This is a genomic window from Streptomyces sp. NPDC043427, from assembly GCF_056436655.1.
This window is the reverse complement of sequence record NZ_JBWKCC010000007.1, coordinates 119,932-139,619: the sequence shown is the minus strand read 5'-3', so window position 1 is coordinate 139,619 and position 19,688 is coordinate 119,932. Positions and strand designations below refer to the sequence as shown.

The window sequence follows — 19,688 nt, the reverse complement described above, 5'->3', positions numbered from 1 at the left end:
TGACTGCGAGGGACCGCTCGTCGCCGCTCAGTACACGGGAAGTGTCCGAGGGCCGAGGTCGTCGCGGGCCGGGGGTGGCGCCAGGCGTACGGAGGCGCCGAGCACGCTCAGACCGCGCGGGGCGACGACGACCGGCTCCAGGGTGACCGCGACGACCTCCGGATGGTCGTCGACCAGCCGCGAGACGCGCAGCAGCAGCTCCTCCAGCGCGGGCGTGTCGACGGGGGTCGAGCCGCGCCAGCCGAACAGGAGCGGCGCCGTCCGGATCGAGCGGATCAGCGAGGTCGCGTCCCGGTCGGTGACGGGCACGAGCCGGTGCGCCATGTCCCCGAGCAGCTGGGAGGCCGCACCGGCGAGTCCGAAGGAGACCACCGCGCCGGCCGCCGGGTCGATGACCGCGCGGACAACCGTGTCCACCCCGCGCGGGGCCATCCTCTGCACGACCGGCCGCAGCTCCTCCGGCTTCCCGAACAGACCGGTCAACTCGGTGTAGGCCCGTCGCAGTTGCTCCTCGTCGGCGAGGTCCAGCCGTACGCCGCCCAGGTCGGCGCGGTGGCGCAGGTGTGGGGCGGTGGCCTTGAGGGCCACGGGGTAGCCGAGGGTGCGCGCGGCGGCGACAGCGTCCTCGGCGGTGGGTGCGGCCACCGCGCGGTGCACGTGGACGCCGTACATCCGCAGCAGCTCGCACGTCGCCTCCGTGCCGAGCGTGAGGCCCTGCCCGCGCGCGAGCAGCCCGCCGATCTTCTCGGCGGCCCCCCTCTCGTCGATGTCCTCGTACTCGGGCACCTTCCCGGGCTGGGCGGCATCGCGCCGCCACTGGGCGTACTTCACGCCCTCGGCAAGCGCGCGAACGGCGCGTTCGGCGGCGGGGTAGGCGGGGATGAGACGGGAGTCGGCCGGGGTGGCCGATGGTTCCGGTGCCGCGGTGGCCCATCGGTCCAAGGGGCGGAACGGGTGGGCGCCGCCCACGATGCCGGGTGCGTTCGCACCGGCCTGTGGTGCGGTACTGGCAGCGGCCGACAATGCCTCCGCAAGCCCGCCCAACTCGACGTGCACCACCAGAACCGGCTTGGCAGGCGCCGCCGCAGCAGCGGTGCGCAGCGCCTCCGCCAGCTCCGCGTCCCTCGGCGACGCCTCACCGATCGCCGGGATCGCCGTCACGATCACCGCGTCGCTCGTCTCGTCGGCCAACGCCCGCGCCAGCGCCACCCGGAAGTCCTCCGCCGACGCGCCTGTCGTCAGGTCCAACGGCGGCAACGGCCGAAGCCCCTCGGAGAGACACGCGTCGTACGTCAGCTGCCCCAGGGACTCGGAGTTCCCGAGGATCGCCACGCGCGGGCCTGTCGGCAGCGGCTGGCGTGCGAGCAGCAGCCCGGTGTCGACGAGCTCCGTGATGGTGTCCACCCGGATCACCCCGGCCTGCCTGAGCAGCGCGGACACCGTCGCGTGCGGCAACCGCGTCGCCCGTACGGTGTGCCCTTGTGGAGCGGAACCGGCGCCCTGCACGACGACCAGCGGCTTGGCGGCCGCCGTACGGCGTGCGAGGCGGGTGAACTTGCGCGGGTTGCCGATGGACTCCAGGTACATGAGGACGACGTCGGTGTCGGCGTCGTCGTACCAGTACTGGAGGACATCGTTGCCGGAGACGTCCGCGCGGTTGCCGGACGAGACGAAGGTGGACACGCCGGTCACTCCGGTGACGCCTCCCCCGCGGCGGTGGAGCCGGGAGAGGAGTGCGATGCCGATGGCGCCGGACTGGGCGAACAGTCCGATGCGCCCGGGGCGGGGCATCTCGGGGGCGAGGGAGGCGTTCAGCCGTACGCTCTGGGAGGTGTTGATGATCCCGAAGGCATTCGGCCCGATGATGCGCATGCCGTACGCGCGTGCGTGCCGGACGAGTTGGCGTTGACGCTCGCGTCCTTCGGGGCCGCTCTCGGCGTATCCGGCGGAGACCACGACAAGCCCCTGGACGCCGTGCTCACCGCACTCGGCGACGACCTCGAGCACATGGTCGGCGGGCACGGCGACGACCGCGAGGTCGACGGGTCCGTCGATGTCCCGCACCGAGCGGTGGGCAGGCACCCCGTCGAGTTCCTTCAGCTCTTCGGGGAACGCCTTGTTCACGGCGTGCAGGCGTCCGGTGAACCCGGCGTCCCGGATGTTGCCGAGGACGCTGCGGCCCACACCGCCGGGCGTGCGGCCGACGCCGACGACGGCGACGGAACCGGGCGTCAGCAGCCGTTGCACGGACCGCGCCTCGGCGCGGTGCTCGCGCGCGTACTGCACCGCGAGTGAGCGTTCGGTGGGTTCGAGGTCGAACTCCAGGCGTACGACGCCGTCCTCGAAGCTGCGCTTCTGGGTGTACCCGGCGTCCGTGAACACCTTGATCATCTTGGTGTTGGCGGGCAGCACCTCGGCGGCGAAGCGGCGGATGCCACGCTCGCGCGCGACCGCTCCGATGTGTTCGAGGAGGGCGGAGGCGACGCCGCGCCCCTGGTGGGCGTCCTGGACCAGGAAGGCGACCTCGGCCTCGTCGGCGGGGGCGGAGGCGGCCATGCCGTCGGCGCCGATGCGGTCATAGCGTACGGTGGCGATGAACTCGCCGCCGACCGTGGCCGCGAGTCCCACCCGGTCCACAAAGTCGTGGTGCGTGAAGCGGTGGACGTCCTTGGCGGACAGGCGCGGGTAGGGCGCGAAGAAGCGGTAGTACTTCGACTCGTCCGAGACCTGCTCATAGAAGCTGACCAGGCGCTCGGCGTCATCAACGGTGATGGGGCGGATGCGTGCGGTGCCGCCGTCGCGCAGCACCACGTCGGCCTCCCAGTGGGCGGGGTACTCGTGCCGGTCCGACGCGCTCTGCATGGGGCCCAGAGTACGGCTAGCGCTCGACAGGGGCGCGAGGCAGTCTGTGGAGGACGGAAGTCGGATCGAGGCCGAGGTTCGACGACCACATGGGGAACGGGACGCAGGACCGTTCCTGTCACGCTTCACGTGTGGAACACTGGTCTAGACAACCTGAGCACCGAAGGGCAGCATCACATGGCTGAGCGCCGCGTCAACGTCGGCTGGGCCGAGGGCCTCCACGCCCGCCCCGCATCCATCTTCGTCCGGGCCGCCACGGCCGCAGGCATCCCCGTGACGATCGCCAAGGCCGACGGCAACCCCGTCAACGCGGCCTCCATGCTGGCCGTTCTCGGCCTGGGCGCCCAGGGCGGCGAGGAGATCGTCCTCGCCTCCGACGCCGAGGGCGCGGACGCCGCGCTCGACCGTCTGGCGAAGCTGGTCTCCGAAGGCCTCGAGGAGCTGCCCGAGACCGTGTGAGCGTCGCTCGCAGCACGCGCGAAGCCGCGTCGCCCCTTCCGGGCGGCGCGGCTTCGCCGTTTCTCACGACGCTTTCAGGAGGAATTACCGCGGGCACACCCGGACGCGCGACCGGAAATTCTCGGCGCGCCGAAAAAAGGGCAGCGGAAATATGTCCCCACCGAATATCCCCCCTTTGTATACGGCCCCCGTGTTAATGCCGCTGGCCCGACATGTTTACGGGATGTTGCGAAGTCCTCACACGCTCCGGGCGCTCCCCGCCCAAAAAGCGCAGCCGGTGCGCGGCGGTCGCGCGCTCGGTGTGCAGCGCCGTGATCGTCCGCGCGCGCTCGCCGTCGCCGCGCGCCACCGCGTCCACGATCGCGCCGTGCTCCGCCCAGGACTCCACGGGGTCGGCCGGGGCGTCCACCGCGTACATCCAGGCGATCTTGTGGCGCAGCTGAGTCAGCGTGGAGGTCATCGCATGGCTGCCGGAGGCCTGGGCGAGCGTCTCGTGAAACCAGCTCCCCAAGGAGCGCAGGTCCTCGCTGTTGCCCCGTCTGGCCCGTTCCTGGCCCAGCCTGACGAGCCCGCGCAGCACCTTCAGGTGGGCCTCGGAGCGCCGCTGGGCGGCCCGGGAGGCACCGAGCGGCTCCAGGAGCATGCGCATCTCCAGCAGGTCGGCGGCCTCCTGCTCGGTGGGTTCGGCGACGCACGCGCCCGCGTGCCGCCGGGTCACCACGAAGCCCTCGGCCTCCAGCGTGCGCAGGGCTTCCCGCACGGGGACGCGAGAGACGCCGTAGCGGCGCGCGAGGAGTTCCTCGGTGAGCCGGCTACCGCGCTCGTAGACACCCGCGACGATGTCGTCCCGGATGGCCGTGCATACCGAATGCGCCGGAATACGCATGACCGACCTCCGCCTTAATCCCCGTGAAACGTCGACGATGGACGTGTGGTCAGTGACTCTATTGCAATGAGCCGGAATTTCCGATGGCGGGCCGGAATCCATGGATATTTTTTGGACAGCGGGGTCCCTGAAAACGCGAAAGCCCCGGCTCGGGGAGCCGGGGCCGCGGGATGTTCTGCGGTCTGTCGTCAGACGTTCAGGCCGTGCTGGCGGAGGTAGGCGACCGGATCGATGTCCGAGCCGTACTCCGGAGTCGTACGGGCCTCGAAGTGCAGGTGCGGGCCGGTCACGTTGCCGGTCGCACCGGACAGGGCGATCTGCTGCCCCGGGGTGACCTGCTGGCCCACCGAGACGCCGATGGACGACAGATGGCCGTACTGCGTGTACGTGCCGTCGCTCATCTTGATCACGACCTGGTTGCCGTAGGAGCCGCCCCAACCCGTCTGCACGACGGTGCCGGAGCCGACCGCGTGCACCGTGGTGCCGCTCGCGGCGTGGAAGTCGACGCCGGTGTGACTGCCGGAGGACCACAGGGAGCCGCCGGACTTGTAGCCGGTGGAGATGTAGGAGCCGGAGATCGGCGCCACGAAGGCGTTGAGGCGCTTGCGCTCGGCGGCGCGCACGGCACGGGCCTTGGCCGCGCGGACCTGCTCGGCCTCCTCGCGCGCCTTCTTGGCCTCCGCGGCGGCCTTCTTACGCGCGGCCTCCTCAGCCGCCTTCAGCTGGGCGGCCTCCTTCTGGGCGGCGGCCTGGGCGTCGACCCGGTCGGCGACCGCGTCGCCGACGGTGACGACGGGCATCAGGCCGGTCTGCTCGACGGCAGTGTCGGCGGCGAGCGCCGGTGCGCTCAGGGTGCCGATGACTCCGGTGGTGGCGAGCGCGGCGACGCCCGCGGCGCGGGCGGTGGTGCGCTTCATGCGGCTGGGACGACGGTGCTTCCCGGTGGCGCAGGTGAACGCCATGAAGATGAGTGGTCCTTTCCTTCCTTCTCGCCTACCGGGTTAGCTGACGGGTTCGGAGCAGGAAGGTCTCCTACGGGCCCCCTCGCGACACGCGCGGGCGTCCGATTCACCCCAGGGACTGCCTAGTTGGGTCCCCGGCTCCCCTGGCTCGCGCCGTACGGGGACTCGGCGATGACTGTCCGGTGCCGCGGTTGCGACGCATTGCCCGACGAACAGCCCGGATGACGCTAAGCGGGACCACTTTCAATCCTCAAACGGATCACGGCTTTTGTAGCGCATCCCACAGGCCAGACAGGCAACCTCTCCCCCAATTCGGACATCAGGGGCCCCTGGAGACGTTTCCGTCTCCAGGGGCCCCTGCGTTCCGCCGCTCGTGTGTGCCGCTACTCGGCGGACACCACCGTGACGGCGCCGATGCCGAGGGCCTCGACGGGCTCCTTGATCTGCGCGGCGTCACCGACGAGGACGGTGACCAGGCGGTCCACCGGGAAGGCGCTCACGGCGGCCGCGGTGGCCTCCACGGTGCCCGTCGCGGCCAGCTGCTGGTACAGCGTCGCCTGGTAGTCGTCCGGCAGGTGCTGCTCGACCTGGTCGGCCAGCGTGCTGGCGACGGCCGCGGCGGTCTCGTACTTCAGCGGCGCCACCCCGACGAGGTTCTGCACGGCGACATCGCGCTCGGTGTCGGTGAGACCCTCCGCCGCGAGCGTGCGCAGCACCGTCCAGAGGTCCTGCAGGGCGGGGCCGGTGTTCGGGGTGTCGACGGAACCGCTGATGGCGAGCATCGCGGCGCCCGAGCCGTCGGGGGCCGAGCGCAGGACCTGCCCGAACGCCCGCACACCGTACGTGTAGCCCTTCTCCTCGCGCAGCACGCGGTCCAGGCGGGAGGTGAGGGTGCCGCCGAGGCAGTACGTGCCGAGCACCTGCGCGGGCCACACGCGCGCGTGCCGGTCGGGGCCGATGCGCCCGATGAGCAGCTGTGTCTGGACGGCGCCGGGGCGGTCCACGATGACGACACGGCCGGTGTCGTCGGCGGTCACCGCGGGCACGGGCCGCGGCTGGGCCGAGGAGCCCGTCCAGGCGCCCAGGGTGTCGCCGAGGAGCGCGTCCAGGTCGACGCCGGTGAGGTCGCCGACGACCACGGCGGTGGCCGTGGCGGGGCGGACGTGCTTCTCGTAGAAGGCGCGTACGGCCGCGGAGTCGATGTTCTGGACCGTGTCCTCGGTGCCCTGGCGCGGGCGGGACATGCGCGACGTGACCGGGAAGAGCTCCTTGGAGAGCTCCTTGGCGGCGCGGCGGGAGGGGTTGGCCAGCTCGTGCGGGATCTCGTCGAGGCGGTTGCGGACGAGCCGCTCGACCTCGCTGTCCGCGAACGCGGGCGCCCTGAGGGCGTCGGCGAGCAGACCGAGGGCCTTCTCCAGGCGCGAGGCCGGGACTTCGAGGCTGAGGCGTACGCCGGGGTGGTCGGCGTGTGCGTCGAGGGTGGCGCCGCAGCGCTCCAGCTCGGCGGCGAACTCCTCGGCGGAGTGCTTGTCGGTGCCCTCGGAGAAGGCCCGGGCCGTGATGGTTGCGACGCCGTCCAGGCCGGCCGGCTCGGCCTCCAGGGGCGCGTCCAGGAGCACCTCCACGGCGACGACCTGCTGGCCGGGGCGGTGGCAGCGCAGGACCGTGAGGCCGTTGTCGAGGGTGCCGCGCTCCGGAGCCGGGAAGGCCCACGGCTTCGCGTCGCCCGCCTGGGGCTGGGGGTGGAAGTCCATCGTGGCGAGCTCGGTCACTGGGCCGCCTCCTCGTTCTCGTCCTGATCGGCGGGGGCTTCGGCGGCGGTCGGCTCGTAGACGAGCACCGCCCGGTTGTCGGGGCGCAGGCGGGCCTTGGCGACCTCCCGGACCTCCTCCGGCGTCACCTCCAGCACGCGCTGGACGGCGGTCAGGGCGAGCTGCGGGTCGCCGAACAGCACCGCGTAGCGGCAGAGTTCGTCGGCGCGGCCCGCGACCGTGCCGAGGCGGTCCAGCCACTCGCGCTCCAACTGGGCCTGGGCGCGTTCCATTTCCTCGGCCGTGGGGCCCTCCTCGGCGAACCGGGCGAGCTCCTCGTCGATGGCGGCCTCGATGACCGGCACCTCGACGTCACCGGAGGTCTTCACGTCGAGCCAGCCCAGGGAGGGCGCCCCGGCCAGCCGCAGCAGGCCGAAGCCGGCCGCCACCGCCGTGCGGTCGCGCCGTACGAGCCGGTTGTAGAGGCGGGAGGACTCGCCGCCGCCGAGGACGGTGAGCGCCAGGTCGGCCGCGTCGCACGCGCGCGTGCCGTCGTGCGGCAGCCGGTAGGCGGCCATCAGGGCGCGCGCGGGGACCTCCTCCTCGACGACCTCGCGCAGCTGCGCGCCGATGACGTCGGGCAGCGTGCCGTCGCGGGGCGCGGGCTTGCCGTCGTGGCCCTGGATCGAGCCGAAGTACTTCTCGATCCAGGCAAGGGTCTGCTCCGGGTCGATGTCGCCGACCACGGACAGAACCGCGTTGTTGGGCGCGTAGTACGTACGGAAGAACGCGCGCGCGTCCTCCAGGGTCGCCGCGTCCAGGTCGGCCATCGAGCCGATGGGCGTGTGGTGGTACGGGTGACCGTCCGGGTACGCGAGGGCGGTGAGCTTCTCGAAGGCCGTGCCATAGGGGACGTTGTCGTAGCGCTGGCGGCGCTCGTTCTTGACGACGTCCCGCTGGTTCTCCATCGACTCGTCGTCCAGGGCGGCGAGCAGGGAACCCATGCGGTCGGCCTCCAGCCAGAGGGCGAGCTCCAGCTGGTGGGCGGGCATGGTCTCGAAGTAGTTGGTGCGCTCGAAGCTCGTGGTTCCGTTGAGCGAGCCGCCGGCGCCCTGCACCAGCTCGAAGTGGCCGTTGCCCTTCACCTGGCCGGAGCCCTGGAACATGAGGTGCTCGAAAAGGTGAGCCAGGCCGGTGCGCCCCTTGACTTCATGGCGCGAACCGACGTCGTACCAGAGGCACACCGCCGCGACGGGGGTCAGGTGGTCCTCTGAGAGCACCACGCGCAGGCCGTTGGCCAGGCGGTGCTCGGTCGCTGTCAGGCCGCCGGAGCCTGCCTGGGCTGTGGCCGTGTGACCCATGGGCATGTACATCCCTTCGATCGCGGGAGCGGTCGTTCCGACCGCGGATTTCCTGCTGGTCCTGCCACTTTATGCAAGCGTGCGGACGGTCGGCGAAGTTCCCGGAGGTCGTACGCCGAGAGCGAGAAGCCGGTTGCGGGCGGCGATGGCGTAGCCTGCGGGCAGTCGTGCCGCAGGGCCGCCCCGGTGGGCGCACGCGGCGCCTCTCGGCGACGGCCGAGCGTTGCGCACCGGGTCCCGGCACGTGTTGTCAGTGCCACGGTCCACAATGGTCCACATCAGATCCCGTCAAACGCTTCAACCATGAGTGAGCCGAAGGCGACGTGAGCGCCCTGTAGGCGAGCGACCAGGAAACAGGAGGAGCCGGCAGCGATGGCCCGCCGCAGCACGAAGACCCCGCCGCCCGACGACTCGTACGAGGAGAAGATCCTCGACATCGACGTCGTCGACGAGATGCAGGGCTCCTTCCTCGAGTACGCGTACTCGGTCATCTACTCCCGTGCCCTGCCCGACGCCCGGGACGGCCTCAAGCCGGTCCATCGCCGCATCGTCTACCAGATGAACGAGATGGGCCTGCGCCCCGACCGCGGTTATGTGAAGTGCGCCCGCGTGGTCGGCGAGGTGATGGGCAAGCTCCACCCGCACGGCGACGCGTCGATCTACGACGCCCTGGTGCGCATGGCCCAGCCCTTCTCGATGCGGGTGCCACTCGTCGACGGGCACGGCAACTTCGGCTCGCTGGGCAACGACGACCCGCCGGCGGCCATGCGGTACACGGAGTGCCGCCAGGCCGCGGCGACGAGCCTGATGACCGAGTCGATCGACGAGGACACGGTCGACTTCACGCCCAACTACGACGGTCAGGAGCAGGAGCCGGTGGCCCTGCCCGCCGCCTTCCCGAACCTCCTGGTCAACGGCGCGTCGGGCATCGCGGTCGGCATGGCCACGAACATGCCGCCGCACAACCTGGGCGAGGTCATCGCCGCCGCCCGCCATCTGATCCGCCACCCGAACGCGGATCTCGACACCCTGATGAGGCACGTCCCCGGCCCGGACCTGCCCACCGGCGGCCGGATCGTTGGCCTGGCGGGCATCCGGGACGCGTACGAGACGGGCCGCGGCACGTTCAAGATCCGGGCGACGGTGGCGGTGGAGACCGTGACCGCGCGCCGCAAGGGTCTGGTCGTGACAGAACTGCCCTTCACGGTCGGTCCCGAGAAGGTGATCGCCAAGATCAAGGACCTGGTCGGTTCGAAGAAGATCCAGGGCATCGCCGACGTCAAGGACCTCACCGACCGTGCGCACGGCCTGCGCCTGGTCATCGAGATCAAGAACGGCTTCGTGCCGGAGGCCGTCCTGGAGCAGCTCTACAAGCTGACGCCGATGGAGGAGTCCTTCGGCATCAACAACGTGGCGCTGGTGGACGGCCAGCCGCTCACGCTGGGCCTGAAGGAGCTCCTGGAGGTCTATCTCGACCACCGCTTCGAGGTCGTGCGCCGCCGCAGCGAGTTCCGCCGCAGCAAGCGGCGCGACCGTCTGCACCTGGTGGAGGGCCTGCTCACGGCGCTGGTCGACATCGACGAGGTCATCCGACTGATCCGCTCCAGCGAGAACTCCGCCCAGGCGAAGGAGCGCCTGATGGAGCGCTTCTCGCTGTCGGAGGTCCAGACCCAGTACATCCTGGACACCCCGCTGCGCCGCCTGACCAAGTACGACCGCATCGAGCTGGAGGCGGAGAAGGACCGGCTCAACTCGGAGATCGCGGAGCTGACCCGAATCCTGGAGTCGGACACGGAGCTGCGCAAGCTGGTCTCCGCCGAACTGGCCGCGGTCGCCAAGAAGTTCGGCACCGACCGGCGTACGGTGCTGCTGGAGTCCTCGGGCGCCCCGGTGGCGACCGTGCCGCTCCAGGTCGCGGACGACCCGTGTCGCGTCCTGCTGTCCTCGACGGGCCTGGTGGCCCGTACCGCGAACGGCGAGCCCTTCACGCAGGACGCCGACGCCCGGCGCGTCAAGCACGATGTGATCGTCTCCGCGGTCCCGGCGACGGCCCGCGGTGAGGTGGGCGCGGTCACCTCGGCGGGACGCCTGCTGCGGATCAACGTCATCGACCTGCCCCAGCTCCCGGACACGGCGTCCGCCCCGAACCTCTCGGGCGGCGCCCCGCTCACGGAGTTCGTCTCCCTGGAGGACGACGAGACGCTGGTCTGTCTGACCACGCTCGACGAGTCGTCCCCCGGCCTCGCCCTGGGCACGGAGCAGGGCGTCGTCAAGCGCGTGGTCCCCGACTACCCGTCCAACAAGGAGGAGCTGGAGGTCATCACCCTCAAGGAGGGTGACCGGATCGTCGGCGCGGTCGAGCTGCGCACGGGCGAGGAGGACCTGGTCTTCATCACGGACGACGCCCAGTTGCTGCGCTACCAGGCCTCCCAGGTCCGCCCGCAGGGCCGGCCGGCGGGTGGCGTGGCGGGCATCAAGCTCGCCGAGGGCGCCAAGGTCATCTCTTTCACGGCGGTGGACCCGGCGGCGGACGCGGTGGTCTTCACGGTCGCGGGCTCGCGCGGCACACTGGACGACTCCGTCCAGACCACGGCGAAGCTGACCCCGTTCGACCAGTATCCGCGCAAGGGCCGCGCGACCGGCGGTGTCCGCTGCCAGCGGTTCCTTAAGGGCGAGGACTGTCTGTCGCTGGCCTGGGCCGGCCATGTGCCCGCCCGGGCGGCCCAGAAGAACGGCACCCCGGCCGAACTCCCCGAGATGGACCCGCGCCGGGACGGTTCCGGCGTGTCGCTCGCGAAGACGGTGTGGGTGGTGGCCGGGCCGGTCTAGCCCGTGTTGTGAAAGTCCCGCCTGCCCTGCGGGCGGACGACGGGACTTTCACAACACGCCTAGTCGGCGAGAACCTCGTCGTCGGGATCCACCTGTGCGTCGTCCTCGTGCGGGTGGCCTTCTCGGTCGTCGTCGGGGTCCCGTACGTAGCGCAGGACGCCCCACATGCCGTGTTCGTCGGCGTGTGGGGCGTCGCTCTTGCACGCCTCCAGTTCCTTGCCGAGTGCGGGGGCGTCGATGTCGGAGCCGATGAGGACGAGCTGGGTGAGGCGTTCGTCGGTGGCCGCCCAGGGCTCCGGGTAGAAGCGGAGGAACCGCCCGACAGCATGGACGGCGTAGCGGTTGCGGACGTCGTACGGTCCGAAGTCGACGTACCCCTTGATCCGGTAGAGCCCCTCGGGCCGGCTGTCGAGGAACGTCATCAGCCGCCGCGGGTCGAGCGGCGTCTCGGAGACGAAGGACAGGCTGTCGTACGCGGTGTGCAGGTGACCGGCGTGATCGTCGCCGGAGTCCTGGTGGAGGTCGTCGAAGGAGAGCTGGCCGATGCGCTCCTCGCTCGGCCGGCAGTCGAAGAGGAACTCGGGGTCGATCCGCCCGTACCGGGCGGGGACGACCGGGGCCCGGTCCGTGAGCGACCGGACGAGGCCGAGGACGCGCTCGGCGTCAGGAGCCCGGTCGAGCTTGTTGACGACGACGAGGTCGGCGAGGGCGAGATGCCGGTCGATCTCGGGGTGCCGGGCGCGGGTGTCGTCGAACTCGGCGGCGTCGACGACCTCGACGAGCCCTCCGTACACGATCCCGGGATGCTCGCTGGCGAGCACCATGCGCACCAGTTCCTGGGGCTCCGCGAGTCCACTGGCCTCGATGACGACGACATCTATGCCGGTGGCGGGGCTGGCGAGCCGCTCCAGGTAGACGTCGAGCTCGCCGACGTCCACGGCACAGCACAGGCATCCGTTGCCGAGGGAGACGGTCGAGTCGCCGAGTGCGCCGGCCACGGCCATGGCGTCGATCTCGATGGCGCCGAAGTCGTTGACGAGGGCTCCGATGCGGCTGCCGCCGCTGTGGTGGAGGAGGTGGTTGAGCAAAGTCGTCTTCCCGGAGCCGAGGAATCCGGCGAGTACGACGACCGGAACCTGCTGCGGACTGCTGTGCCCCAACGCGCGACCTCTCTCACACCGACGCGTGCACCGGCTCGCGGTCCCGGCGCACGTACGAGGATTGAATGCTGTCCCAGGATACGAGCCGGGAGAATCACCGCGAAGTGAACGATTGTTAGCAGCACTGGCGGGGCAGACGTTGGGCATGGCGCCGGAGCGTGCGACCCTCACTTCCTTCCGTGCGCCTCCTCTCCGCCTCCCCGCCGACCAGAGCCGCTCGGCACCCTGGGAGACGGCAAGCGCCGCCCACTCGCCGGTCCCCCTCAGTCACCCGCACCCCGACGACCGGCGGACGGCCGCCTGATTCGGGGGTTGACATGGCCACACAGAGGAATGCAGCGGGGAGGCTGGGCTCGGCCGCAGCCGGCCTGTTGCTCGTCACCGCCGGACTGACGCTGGCCGCGCGTCAACGACGGCTCGAGGAAGCGCGCATGGAGGTGCGGAGGCTGAAACTGGAGGAGTTGGCCTCACAGCGCAAGGCTCTGGCGCACCAACAGCGCATGCACTGGGAACTGTTGGCGAAGGCGATCGACGACCCCTCCCTGGCTTCCGTGATCGACACCTACGACCAGAGCATCCCGGCGGAGAAGCGACGCCAGTTCTTCTACGCCAACGCCTGGTACGTCAACCTCTACCACCTCTACCGAGCCGGGATGCTCGACCAGGAGGAGCTGTACGGGCGTCTGCGTGAGATCTTCCAGAGCCCTGTCGTGCGGGAGTACTGGGAGGCGTCCAGAGGTCAGCGCGCCACTCTGAAGCACTCGTCCGACGAGGCCAGGATCGGCCGGATGGTCGACGGTCTGATCAAGGACCTCGACGAGGCTGACACGGACGAGTGGTGGGTGGTGGGCGAGCCTCCGACGGATTGACTGCGCGCCGCCCGAAAGGCACACCGGTCAAGTCCTTCGCACCGGCAACCCGGCTGGGTGACTTTCGCCCATGGAGACACGTACACCTCATGTATCCCAGTAACGTGCTGCCGAGCATGTGCCCAAATCTTCTGTAAGGACCGGTAACCCTTGAAGATCGTGCGCCGCATCGGTGTGCCTCCGAGCGCCCGTGGCAGTACCTCTGGAGCCAACTGCCCGGACGTGTTCGAGCTGAGCGACGGCAACTTCGCCGTCATCGGCACCGAGGCCACCGAGGCGCTTGAGCGAGAACTGCCTGCCGATGCTTCCCGTGCCGATTACGAGCGAATCGTGGTCGTGAGCCGGGAGACCCTCATTCGCGCCAAGGCAGACATCCCCGACGCCTGAGCCCTACCGTCGCCATCCCCGGCACACGCGCAACCGTCGAGTGAGCCGGGCGCCCGTCCGGCGAGCAGCCCGGCACCCCGTCGCTGCTCGGTGAGTCTCCGATGAGGCCTGGCGCCAGAACGGCACCAGGCCACACGTGTTTCTCAGGCCGCCGCCGGCACGGCCACGGGCGCTCCGGGCCCCACGTAGCGCGCCACCGGGCGGATGATCTTCCTGTCCTCCGCCTGCTCCAGGATGTTGGCGCTCCAGCCCACCGCCCGCGCCGCCGCGAATGTCGGCGTGAACATCTCGCGGGGCAGCCCGCACAGCTCCATGACCACGCCCGCGTAGAACTCGACGTTCGTGTGCAGCTCACGGCCGGGCTTCAGCTCGGCAAGGATGGCCTCGACCTGTCGCTCCACCTCGACGGCGAAGTCGACGCGGGGGCCGCCGAACTGCTGGGCGATCTCACGGAGCATGCGGGAGCGGGGGTCCTCAGTGCGGTAGATGGCATGACCGAAGCCCATGATGCGGTCGCCCTCGAGGACGCGTTCACGGATCCAGGGGGCGATGCGGTCGGGGGTGCCGATCGCATCCAAGGTGTCCAGCGCACGGCTGGGCGCTCCTCCGTGCAGGGGCCCCGAGAGCGCTCCGACCGCGCCCACGAGACAGGCCGCGACGTCAGCGCCTGTCGACGCGATCACCCTCGCCGTGAAGGTTGACGCATTGAATCCATGATCAATAGTTGAGATCAAGTAGTGCTCGATGGCCCGAGCCTGCTGATGGTCCGGTTCGGTGCCGGTCAACATGTACAGGTAGTTCGCCGCGTACGAGAGGTCCTCGCGCGGCTCCACGGGGTCGAGCCCCTGGCCCAACCGGTGCAGCGCGGTGAGCAACGTCGGTACGGCCGCGGCCGCCACCACGGTGTCCTCGCGGCGCCGGTCGGCGTCGATGTCGTACACGGGACGGAAGCCTTTCGCCGCGCCCAGCAGCGACAGTGCCGTGCGCATCCCGGCGAGCGGGCCCGAGTCCCGCCCGGCGGCCGCGATGCCGGGCAGGGCGGCGCGTACCTCGGCGGGCAGGCGGCGCAGGGCCGCGGTCTCGAAAGCGAAGGCGGCGGCACGTGCGGCGTCCGGCAGTTCGCCGTGGACGAGCAGGTGCCAGACATCCTCGAAGCTGCGGGTCTGCGCGAGTTCGACGGCCGAGTACTGGCGGTAGTGGTAGAAGCCCTCGAGCCCCCGAACGTCACCCACCTCGGTGTCGGTGACGACGACGCCCGCGAGTCCTCGCGGGACGTCGACAAGAGCGGCTGCCGACCTGTTGACGGACATGATTTCCTCCCTGGACTTGATTCGACTGTCCATGCTTGACTCGATTACTGTCAATATTGATTGAATCAATATTCCTCTGGGATGGATACGGTGACCCTCATGCGCGACCTGGAACCCGGCCCCGGCCACCCGGAACGACGGCTCAGCACGAAGGAGGCCGCCGAACTGCTCGGCGTGAAACCCGAGACCGTGTACGCGTACGTAAGTCGGGGTCAGCTCAGTAGCCGACGCGTGCCCGGCGGGCGGGGCAGCACCTTCGACGCCCAGGAGGTGGAGGCGCTCGCCCGGCGCAACAGGCGGGAGAGCGGCGGGAGTCCGCAGGCCGGCGGCGAACTCGCCGTAAAAACACGCATCACTCTCATCGAGAAGGACCGGTACTACTTCCGGGGCGTCGACGCGACCGAGCTGGCCGCGCGGCACACCTATGAGGAGATCGCCGAGTGGCTGTGGACCGGTCGGCTGCGCCCGGGCATCACCTTCACCGCGCCCGAGGCCTCGGTGGCGGTCGCCCGCCGCGCGGTCGACGCGCTGCCCGAACACACTGGCCCCACCGACCGGTTGCGGGTCGCGGCGATCGCCGCCTCGGCGGCGGATCCACTGCGTTTCGACCTGTCCGAGGACGCCGTGCTCGGCACCGCGCGTACCCTCATCCCCACGCTCGTGACCTCCCTGCCGACGCAGCGGCGCGGCCACCGGGACGAAGGCCCGCTGGCCCACCGCCTGTGGGCGCGGCTCAGTGGGCGGCCCGCCGACGAGGCGTCACTGCGCGTCCTGGACGCCGCCCTCGGCCTGCTGGTCGACCACGACCTGGCCGCCTCCACGCTCGCGGTCCGCGTCGCCGCGTCGGCCCGTGCGCACGCCTACGCGGCCGTCTCCGCCGGGCTGGGCGTGATCGAGGGCCCCCTGCACGGCGCGGCCAGCGGGCTCGCCCACCGGCTGCTGCTCGAGGTGCTCGACCACGGCGACGCGGCCCCTGTGATCGCGGACGAACTTCGGGCCGGGCGTCGCATCCCTGGCCTCGGGCAGCGGCTCTATGCCGCCGAGGACCCACGCGCGCGTGCCCTGTTCGCCCTCCTGGCGGAGATCCCCCATGCCGCGCCCGCGCTCGCCGCAGCCCGGGACATCGTGGCCACCACCGCCCGCCACACACCGCTGCACGCCAACGTCGACCTGGCCCTCGCCGTCCTGACGGTGTCCTCCGGCATGCCTTCCACGGCGGGCGAGACGATCTTCGCGGTCGCCCGGACCGCGGGCTGGATCGCGCACGCCCTGGAGGAGTACGGCGAACGCCCGCTGCGTATGCGCCCGAGCGGGCACTACGTGGGCCCGACGCCGCCCCAGCCCCTGCCGGAGGCTTCCCAGGTCTCGCCGCAGACATCCCAGCCCCTCGCGGAGTAGGGCGGCGGCAGGGCCGGAAGCAACCCGTCGGAAATCAGGTTAGGCTCACCTTTGTGAGTGCGTGTGCGACCGTCTCGCAGGACCTTGACGAGCCCGTTTCCGGAACCGCGGCGACGGCGCGTACCTGGCTGCTCCTGGAACAGCCCGGCCCCTGGGGCGCCAAGGCGCTCACTTCGAGCCACCTGGACCCCGCGCTGGGGCGCGCCCTGGAGGCAGCCGCCGAGGACACGGGCGTACGCATCGCACTCATCCGCCGTCCCGGGCGGCACGCGGACTTCGGCACACCGCACCTGCGCCGGGTGTACGCGGCCCACACCACCCCGGGCCGGGTGTGGCTGCATGGCGCAACCATCACCGACCCGCGCCAGCTGCTGAACCTCGATTTCGCCGCGCTCGGCAGGGGTGACCGCGGCTCCTTCGACACCGTTCTGCAGGGCGGCCCCCACACGGGCGACCCGCTCGCCCTCGTCTGCACCAACGGCAAGCGCGACCGCTGCTGCGCCCTCCTCGGTCGGCCGCTGGCCGCCGAGCTCGCCGCGTCAGGTGTGACGGGCGTCTGGGAGGTCACCCATCTGGGTGGCCATCGATTCTCACCGACGGTGCTCGTCCTGCCGTACGGCTACGCATACGGCCGGGCCGCGGCGCACACCGTCAAGGAGGTCGTGCACGGCGTGCAGGAGGGCCGACTCGTCGTGGAGGGGTGCCGCGGGCGCTCCACCTGGGGCCGCCCCGGTCAGGCGGCCGAGCTGGCCGTGCGCGGGGCGGTCGGCGAGTACGCGGCGGACGCGTTGAGCGTCGTACGCACGGTCGGCGCCGCACCGCGCTGGGAGGTGACCGTCGCCCACGTGGACGGGCGCCACTGGCAGGTCGTCGTGGCGCAGGGCGCGTCCCTGCCGCCCCGCCCGGAGAGCTGCGGAGCGTCGGTGCTGGGGACGCCCGGACGGATGGACGTCGTGGAGGTGCGTCAACTGGCGGCCACCGCGCTGGCGAGCTGACGCCTTCGGGCAAACGACGACCGCGCACTGCGGCCGAGAGATCCACGCCACACCCCTACGGCAAGGCCCACGCCCCCACGTACCGTCGTGGGTATGAGCCCCACTCCCCCTGCCCGCCGCCTTCGCCTGGGCATGCCGCGCCGGGTGTTCTCACAGATCCTGATGATGCAACTGGCGATCGCCGCGGGAGTCGTGGTGCTCGCGACCGGACTGTTCCTCGCACCGCTGAGTCATCAACTCGATGACCAGGCGATGCGGCGTGCCCTCGCGATCGCGCAGACCACCGCGGCCATGCCGCAGATCGCCGGGGACCTCGAGAACACGCGTCCGTCGGTCGACGGGCCCGTGCAGCGGGAGGCGGAACGGATCCGCAAGGCCAGCGGAGCCGAGTACGTGGTCGTGATGAACACGCGCGGGGTGCGCTGGTCGCACACGGACACCAAGCAGATCGGCGGCATCGTCTCGACCGACCCCAGCCAGGCCCTGGCCGGCAAGGAGGTCATGCAGATCGACAGCGGCACCCTGGGCCGCTCCGCCCGCGGCAAGGTGCCCCTGCGTGACAGCGAGGGCCACATCGTCGGTGCGGTCTCGGTCGGCATCGAGTACGACAGTGTCCGGGCCCGTCTGATCCACGCCATCCCGGGGCTGTTCGCGTACGCCGGCGGTGCGCTGGCCGTGGGCGCCCTGGCCGCGTGGGTGATCTCCCGCCGGGTGCAGCGGCAGACCCGAGACCTGGCCTTCTCGGACATCTCGGGACTGCTGGCGGAGCGGGAGGCGATGCTGCACGGCATCCGGGAGGGCGTCGTCGCCCTGGACCGCGCCGGCCGGATCCGCCTCCTCAACGACGAGGCCCAACGTCTGCTGCACATCGGCGACGAGGTCGTCGGGCTCTCTCCCGACGAGGCGCTCGGCGAGGGACGCACGGCCGACGTCCTGGCCGGCCGGGTGAGCGGCACGGACCTGCTGACCGTGCGCGGACAGCGCGTACTGGTCACCAACCGCATGCCCACCGACGACGGCGGCGCCGTCGCCACCCTGCGCGACCGCACCGAGCTGGAACAGCTCGGCCGTGAACTCGACTCCACGCACGGGCTCATCGACGCCCTGCGCGCGCAGGATCACGAACACGCCAACCGCATGCACACGCTGCTCGGGCTGCTCGAGCTGGAGATGTACGACGACGCCGTGGAGTTCGTCGGGGAGGTGGTCGGCGACCACCGGGCCACCGCGGAACAGGTCACCGAGAAGATCGAGGACCCGCTGCTCGCCGCTCTGCTCGTCGGCAAGGCCACCGTCGCTGCCGAGCGTGGCGTCGCCCTGTGGGTCTCGGACCGCACCCGGCTCCCGGACCGGCTGATCGACCCCAGAGGACTGGTCACGGTCGTCGGCAACCTGGTGGACAACGCGCTCGACGCCGTCGCGGGCACCCCGCACGCGCGCGTGGAGGTCGAGCTGCGCTCCGAGGGACGAACCGCCGTCCTGCGAGTGCGGGACACGGGACCCGGAATCCCTGCCGAGCAGCGAGAATTGGTCTTCACCGAAGGGTGGTCCACGAAGAAGCCGCCGGCACACGGCAAGCGCGGGATCGGGCTCTCCCTGGTGCGCAGACTCGCCGAGCGGCAGGGTGGCAGCATCGCCGTGACCGAGGCGGACGGCGGCGGCGCGGAGTTCAGTGTCGTCCTGCCCGAGGCGCTGACCGAAGCGGCCCTGGAACCCGCGCTGACCGCCCCCGCGAAGCACACTGCCGAGGAGGAGACGCGATGATCGAGGTCCTGGTCGTGGACGACGACGCCAGGGTCGCCCAGGTCAACGCCGCCTACGTCGAGAAGGTGCCGGGCTTCCGTGTCGCCGCCGAGGTGCACAGCGCGGGCGAGGCGCTGCGGCAATTGGAGGCGCTGCCTCGACTGGACCTGATCCTCCTGGACCACTATCTGCCCGATGAGACGGGTCTGGAGATGGTTCAGGAGATGCGCCGCCGCGGCCACCAGACCGACGTGATCATGGTGACGGCCGCGCGGGACGTCTCCACGGTGCAGGCAGCGATGCGGCACGGGGCGCTGCAGTACCTGGTCAAGCCGTTCAACTTCGCGGGTCTGCGCGCCAAGCTGGAAGCGTACGCCGAGCTGCGCCGCACCCTCGACGGCGGCGGCGAGGCGGAACAGGCCGACGTGGACCGCATCTTCGGCGCGCTGTCCGCGTCTTCGGAGCCCGGGCTGCCCAAAGGCCACTCCCCCACCACCGCGGAGCTCGTGCGGCAGTCCCTGATGAACGCAGAGGGGCCCCTGTCGGCCCAGGAGATCGCCGACCGGACCGGGGTGAGCCGTCAGACCGCCCAGCGCTATCTGAAGCTCCTGGAGCGCACGGGGAGGGCTCGGCTGACCCTCAAATACGGCGACGCGGGCCGCCCGGAACACCGCTACGTGTGGGCGACCCGCGCGTGAGGGCCGTACGTCGGGGAG

At 71.0% G+C, this 19,688-nt stretch carries 15 protein-coding genes and 1 riboswitch; of the genes, 8 read left to right on the top strand and 7 right to left on the bottom strand.

Annotated features, from left to right (window positions below; translation table 11 throughout):
* Positions 1-27: 27 nt before the first annotated feature.
* Positions 28-2,862, bottom strand: coding sequence for a bifunctional acetate--CoA ligase family protein/GNAT family N-acetyltransferase (locus AC067M_RS15150; protein ID WP_478697443.1), 2,835 nt, complete (start codon positions 2,860-2,862; stop codon positions 28-30).
* Between the two features lie 177 nt (positions 2,863-3,039).
* On the opposite strand from AC067M_RS15150, the gene AC067M_RS15145 reads away from it, so the two are divergent.
* Positions 3,040-3,321, top strand: coding sequence for an HPr family phosphocarrier protein (locus tag AC067M_RS15145; RefSeq protein WP_016432192.1), 282 nt, complete (start codon positions 3,040-3,042; stop codon positions 3,319-3,321).
* 193 nt (positions 3,322-3,514) lie between these two features.
* Here AC067M_RS15145 and AC067M_RS15140 read toward each other — a convergent pair whose 3' ends face one another.
* The 4 genes from AC067M_RS15140 to AC067M_RS15125 all read right to left on the bottom strand — a co-directional run bounded on the left by AC067M_RS15140 (position 3,515) and on the right by AC067M_RS15125 (position 8,287).
* Positions 3,515-4,207 carry a GntR family transcriptional regulator gene (locus AC067M_RS15140; RefSeq protein ID WP_478697442.1) on the bottom strand — a complete coding sequence of 231 codons (693 nt, stop codon included), beginning with the start codon at positions 4,205-4,207 and terminating at the stop codon, positions 3,515-3,517.
* A 188-nt stretch (positions 4,208-4,395) separates the two neighbouring features.
* A complete protein-coding gene (locus AC067M_RS15135; RefSeq protein ID WP_478697441.1) occupies positions 4,396-5,169 on the bottom strand; it encodes a M23 family metallopeptidase in 774 nt (257 codons plus the stop codon).
* 14 nt (positions 5,170-5,183) lie between these two features.
* Positions 5,184-5,350, bottom strand: a riboswitch (cyclic di-AMP (ydaO/yuaA leader).
* Between the two features lie 202 nt (positions 5,351-5,552).
* The gene (locus AC067M_RS15130; RefSeq protein ID WP_478697440.1) at positions 5,553-6,941 is read right to left on the bottom strand and encodes a M16 family metallopeptidase; all 1,389 of its coding nucleotides are present in this window, start codon (positions 6,939-6,941) and stop codon (positions 5,553-5,555) included.
* Positions 6,938-8,287 carry a M16 family metallopeptidase gene (locus AC067M_RS15125; protein WP_393623499.1) on the bottom strand — a complete coding sequence of 450 codons (1,350 nt, stop codon included), beginning with the start codon at positions 8,285-8,287 and terminating at the stop codon, positions 6,938-6,940. Before AC067M_RS15125 ends, AC067M_RS15130 begins: the two co-directional genes overlap by 4 nt.
* Before the next feature lie 366 nt (positions 8,288-8,653).
* Here AC067M_RS15125 and AC067M_RS15120 point away from each other — a divergent pair, with 366 nt between their 5' ends.
* On the top strand, positions 8,654-11,110 hold the full coding sequence (locus AC067M_RS15120) for a DNA gyrase/topoisomerase IV subunit A (protein ID WP_478697439.1): 2,457 nt from the start codon (positions 8,654-8,656) through the stop codon (positions 11,108-11,110).
* A gap of 59 nt (positions 11,111-11,169) precedes the next feature.
* Here the strand turns inward: AC067M_RS15120 and AC067M_RS15115 are convergent, their stop codons facing one another.
* Positions 11,170-12,270, bottom strand: coding sequence for a CobW family GTP-binding protein (locus AC067M_RS15115; protein ID WP_478697438.1), 1,101 nt, complete (start codon positions 12,268-12,270; stop codon positions 11,170-11,172).
* A 317-nt stretch (positions 12,271-12,587) separates the two neighbouring features.
* Here AC067M_RS15115 and AC067M_RS15110 point away from each other — a divergent pair, with 317 nt between their 5' ends.
* The gene (locus AC067M_RS15110) at positions 12,588-13,139 is read left to right on the top strand and encodes a DUF6082 family protein (RefSeq protein WP_478697437.1); all 552 of its coding nucleotides are present in this window, start codon (positions 12,588-12,590) and stop codon (positions 13,137-13,139) included.
* A gap of 150 nt (positions 13,140-13,289) precedes the next feature.
* The gene (locus AC067M_RS15105) at positions 13,290-13,526 is read left to right on the top strand and encodes a hypothetical protein (protein WP_133932844.1); all 237 of its coding nucleotides are present in this window, start codon (positions 13,290-13,292) and stop codon (positions 13,524-13,526) included.
* A gap of 143 nt (positions 13,527-13,669) precedes the next feature.
* Here the strand turns inward: AC067M_RS15105 and AC067M_RS15100 are convergent, their stop codons facing one another.
* A complete protein-coding gene (locus tag AC067M_RS15100; protein ID WP_478697436.1) occupies positions 13,670-14,836 on the bottom strand; it encodes a citrate synthase/methylcitrate synthase in 1,167 nt (388 codons plus the stop codon).
* 99 nt (positions 14,837-14,935) lie between these two features.
* Between AC067M_RS15100 and AC067M_RS15095 the strand changes: the two genes are divergently transcribed.
* From AC067M_RS15095 to AC067M_RS15080, 4 genes are all read left to right on the top strand, one after another.
* Positions 14,936-16,234, top strand: a complete 1,299-nt coding sequence (locus AC067M_RS15095) for a citrate synthase (protein ID WP_478697435.1) — start codon at positions 14,936-14,938, stop codon at positions 16,232-16,234.
* 53 nt (positions 16,235-16,287) lie between these two features.
* Positions 16,288-17,229, top strand: coding sequence for a sucrase ferredoxin (locus AC067M_RS15090; RefSeq protein ID WP_478697434.1), 942 nt, complete (start codon positions 16,288-16,290; stop codon positions 17,227-17,229).
* Positions 17,230-17,322: 93 nt separating this feature from the next.
* Positions 17,323-18,993, top strand: a complete 1,671-nt coding sequence (locus tag AC067M_RS15085; RefSeq protein ID WP_478697433.1) for an ATP-binding protein — start codon at positions 17,323-17,325, stop codon at positions 18,991-18,993.
* The gene (locus AC067M_RS15080; RefSeq protein WP_478697432.1) at positions 18,990-19,670 is read left to right on the top strand and encodes a response regulator; all 681 of its coding nucleotides are present in this window, start codon (positions 18,990-18,992) and stop codon (positions 19,668-19,670) included. Before AC067M_RS15085 ends, AC067M_RS15080 begins: the two co-directional genes overlap by 4 nt.
* Positions 19,671-19,688: the final 18 nt, after the last annotated feature.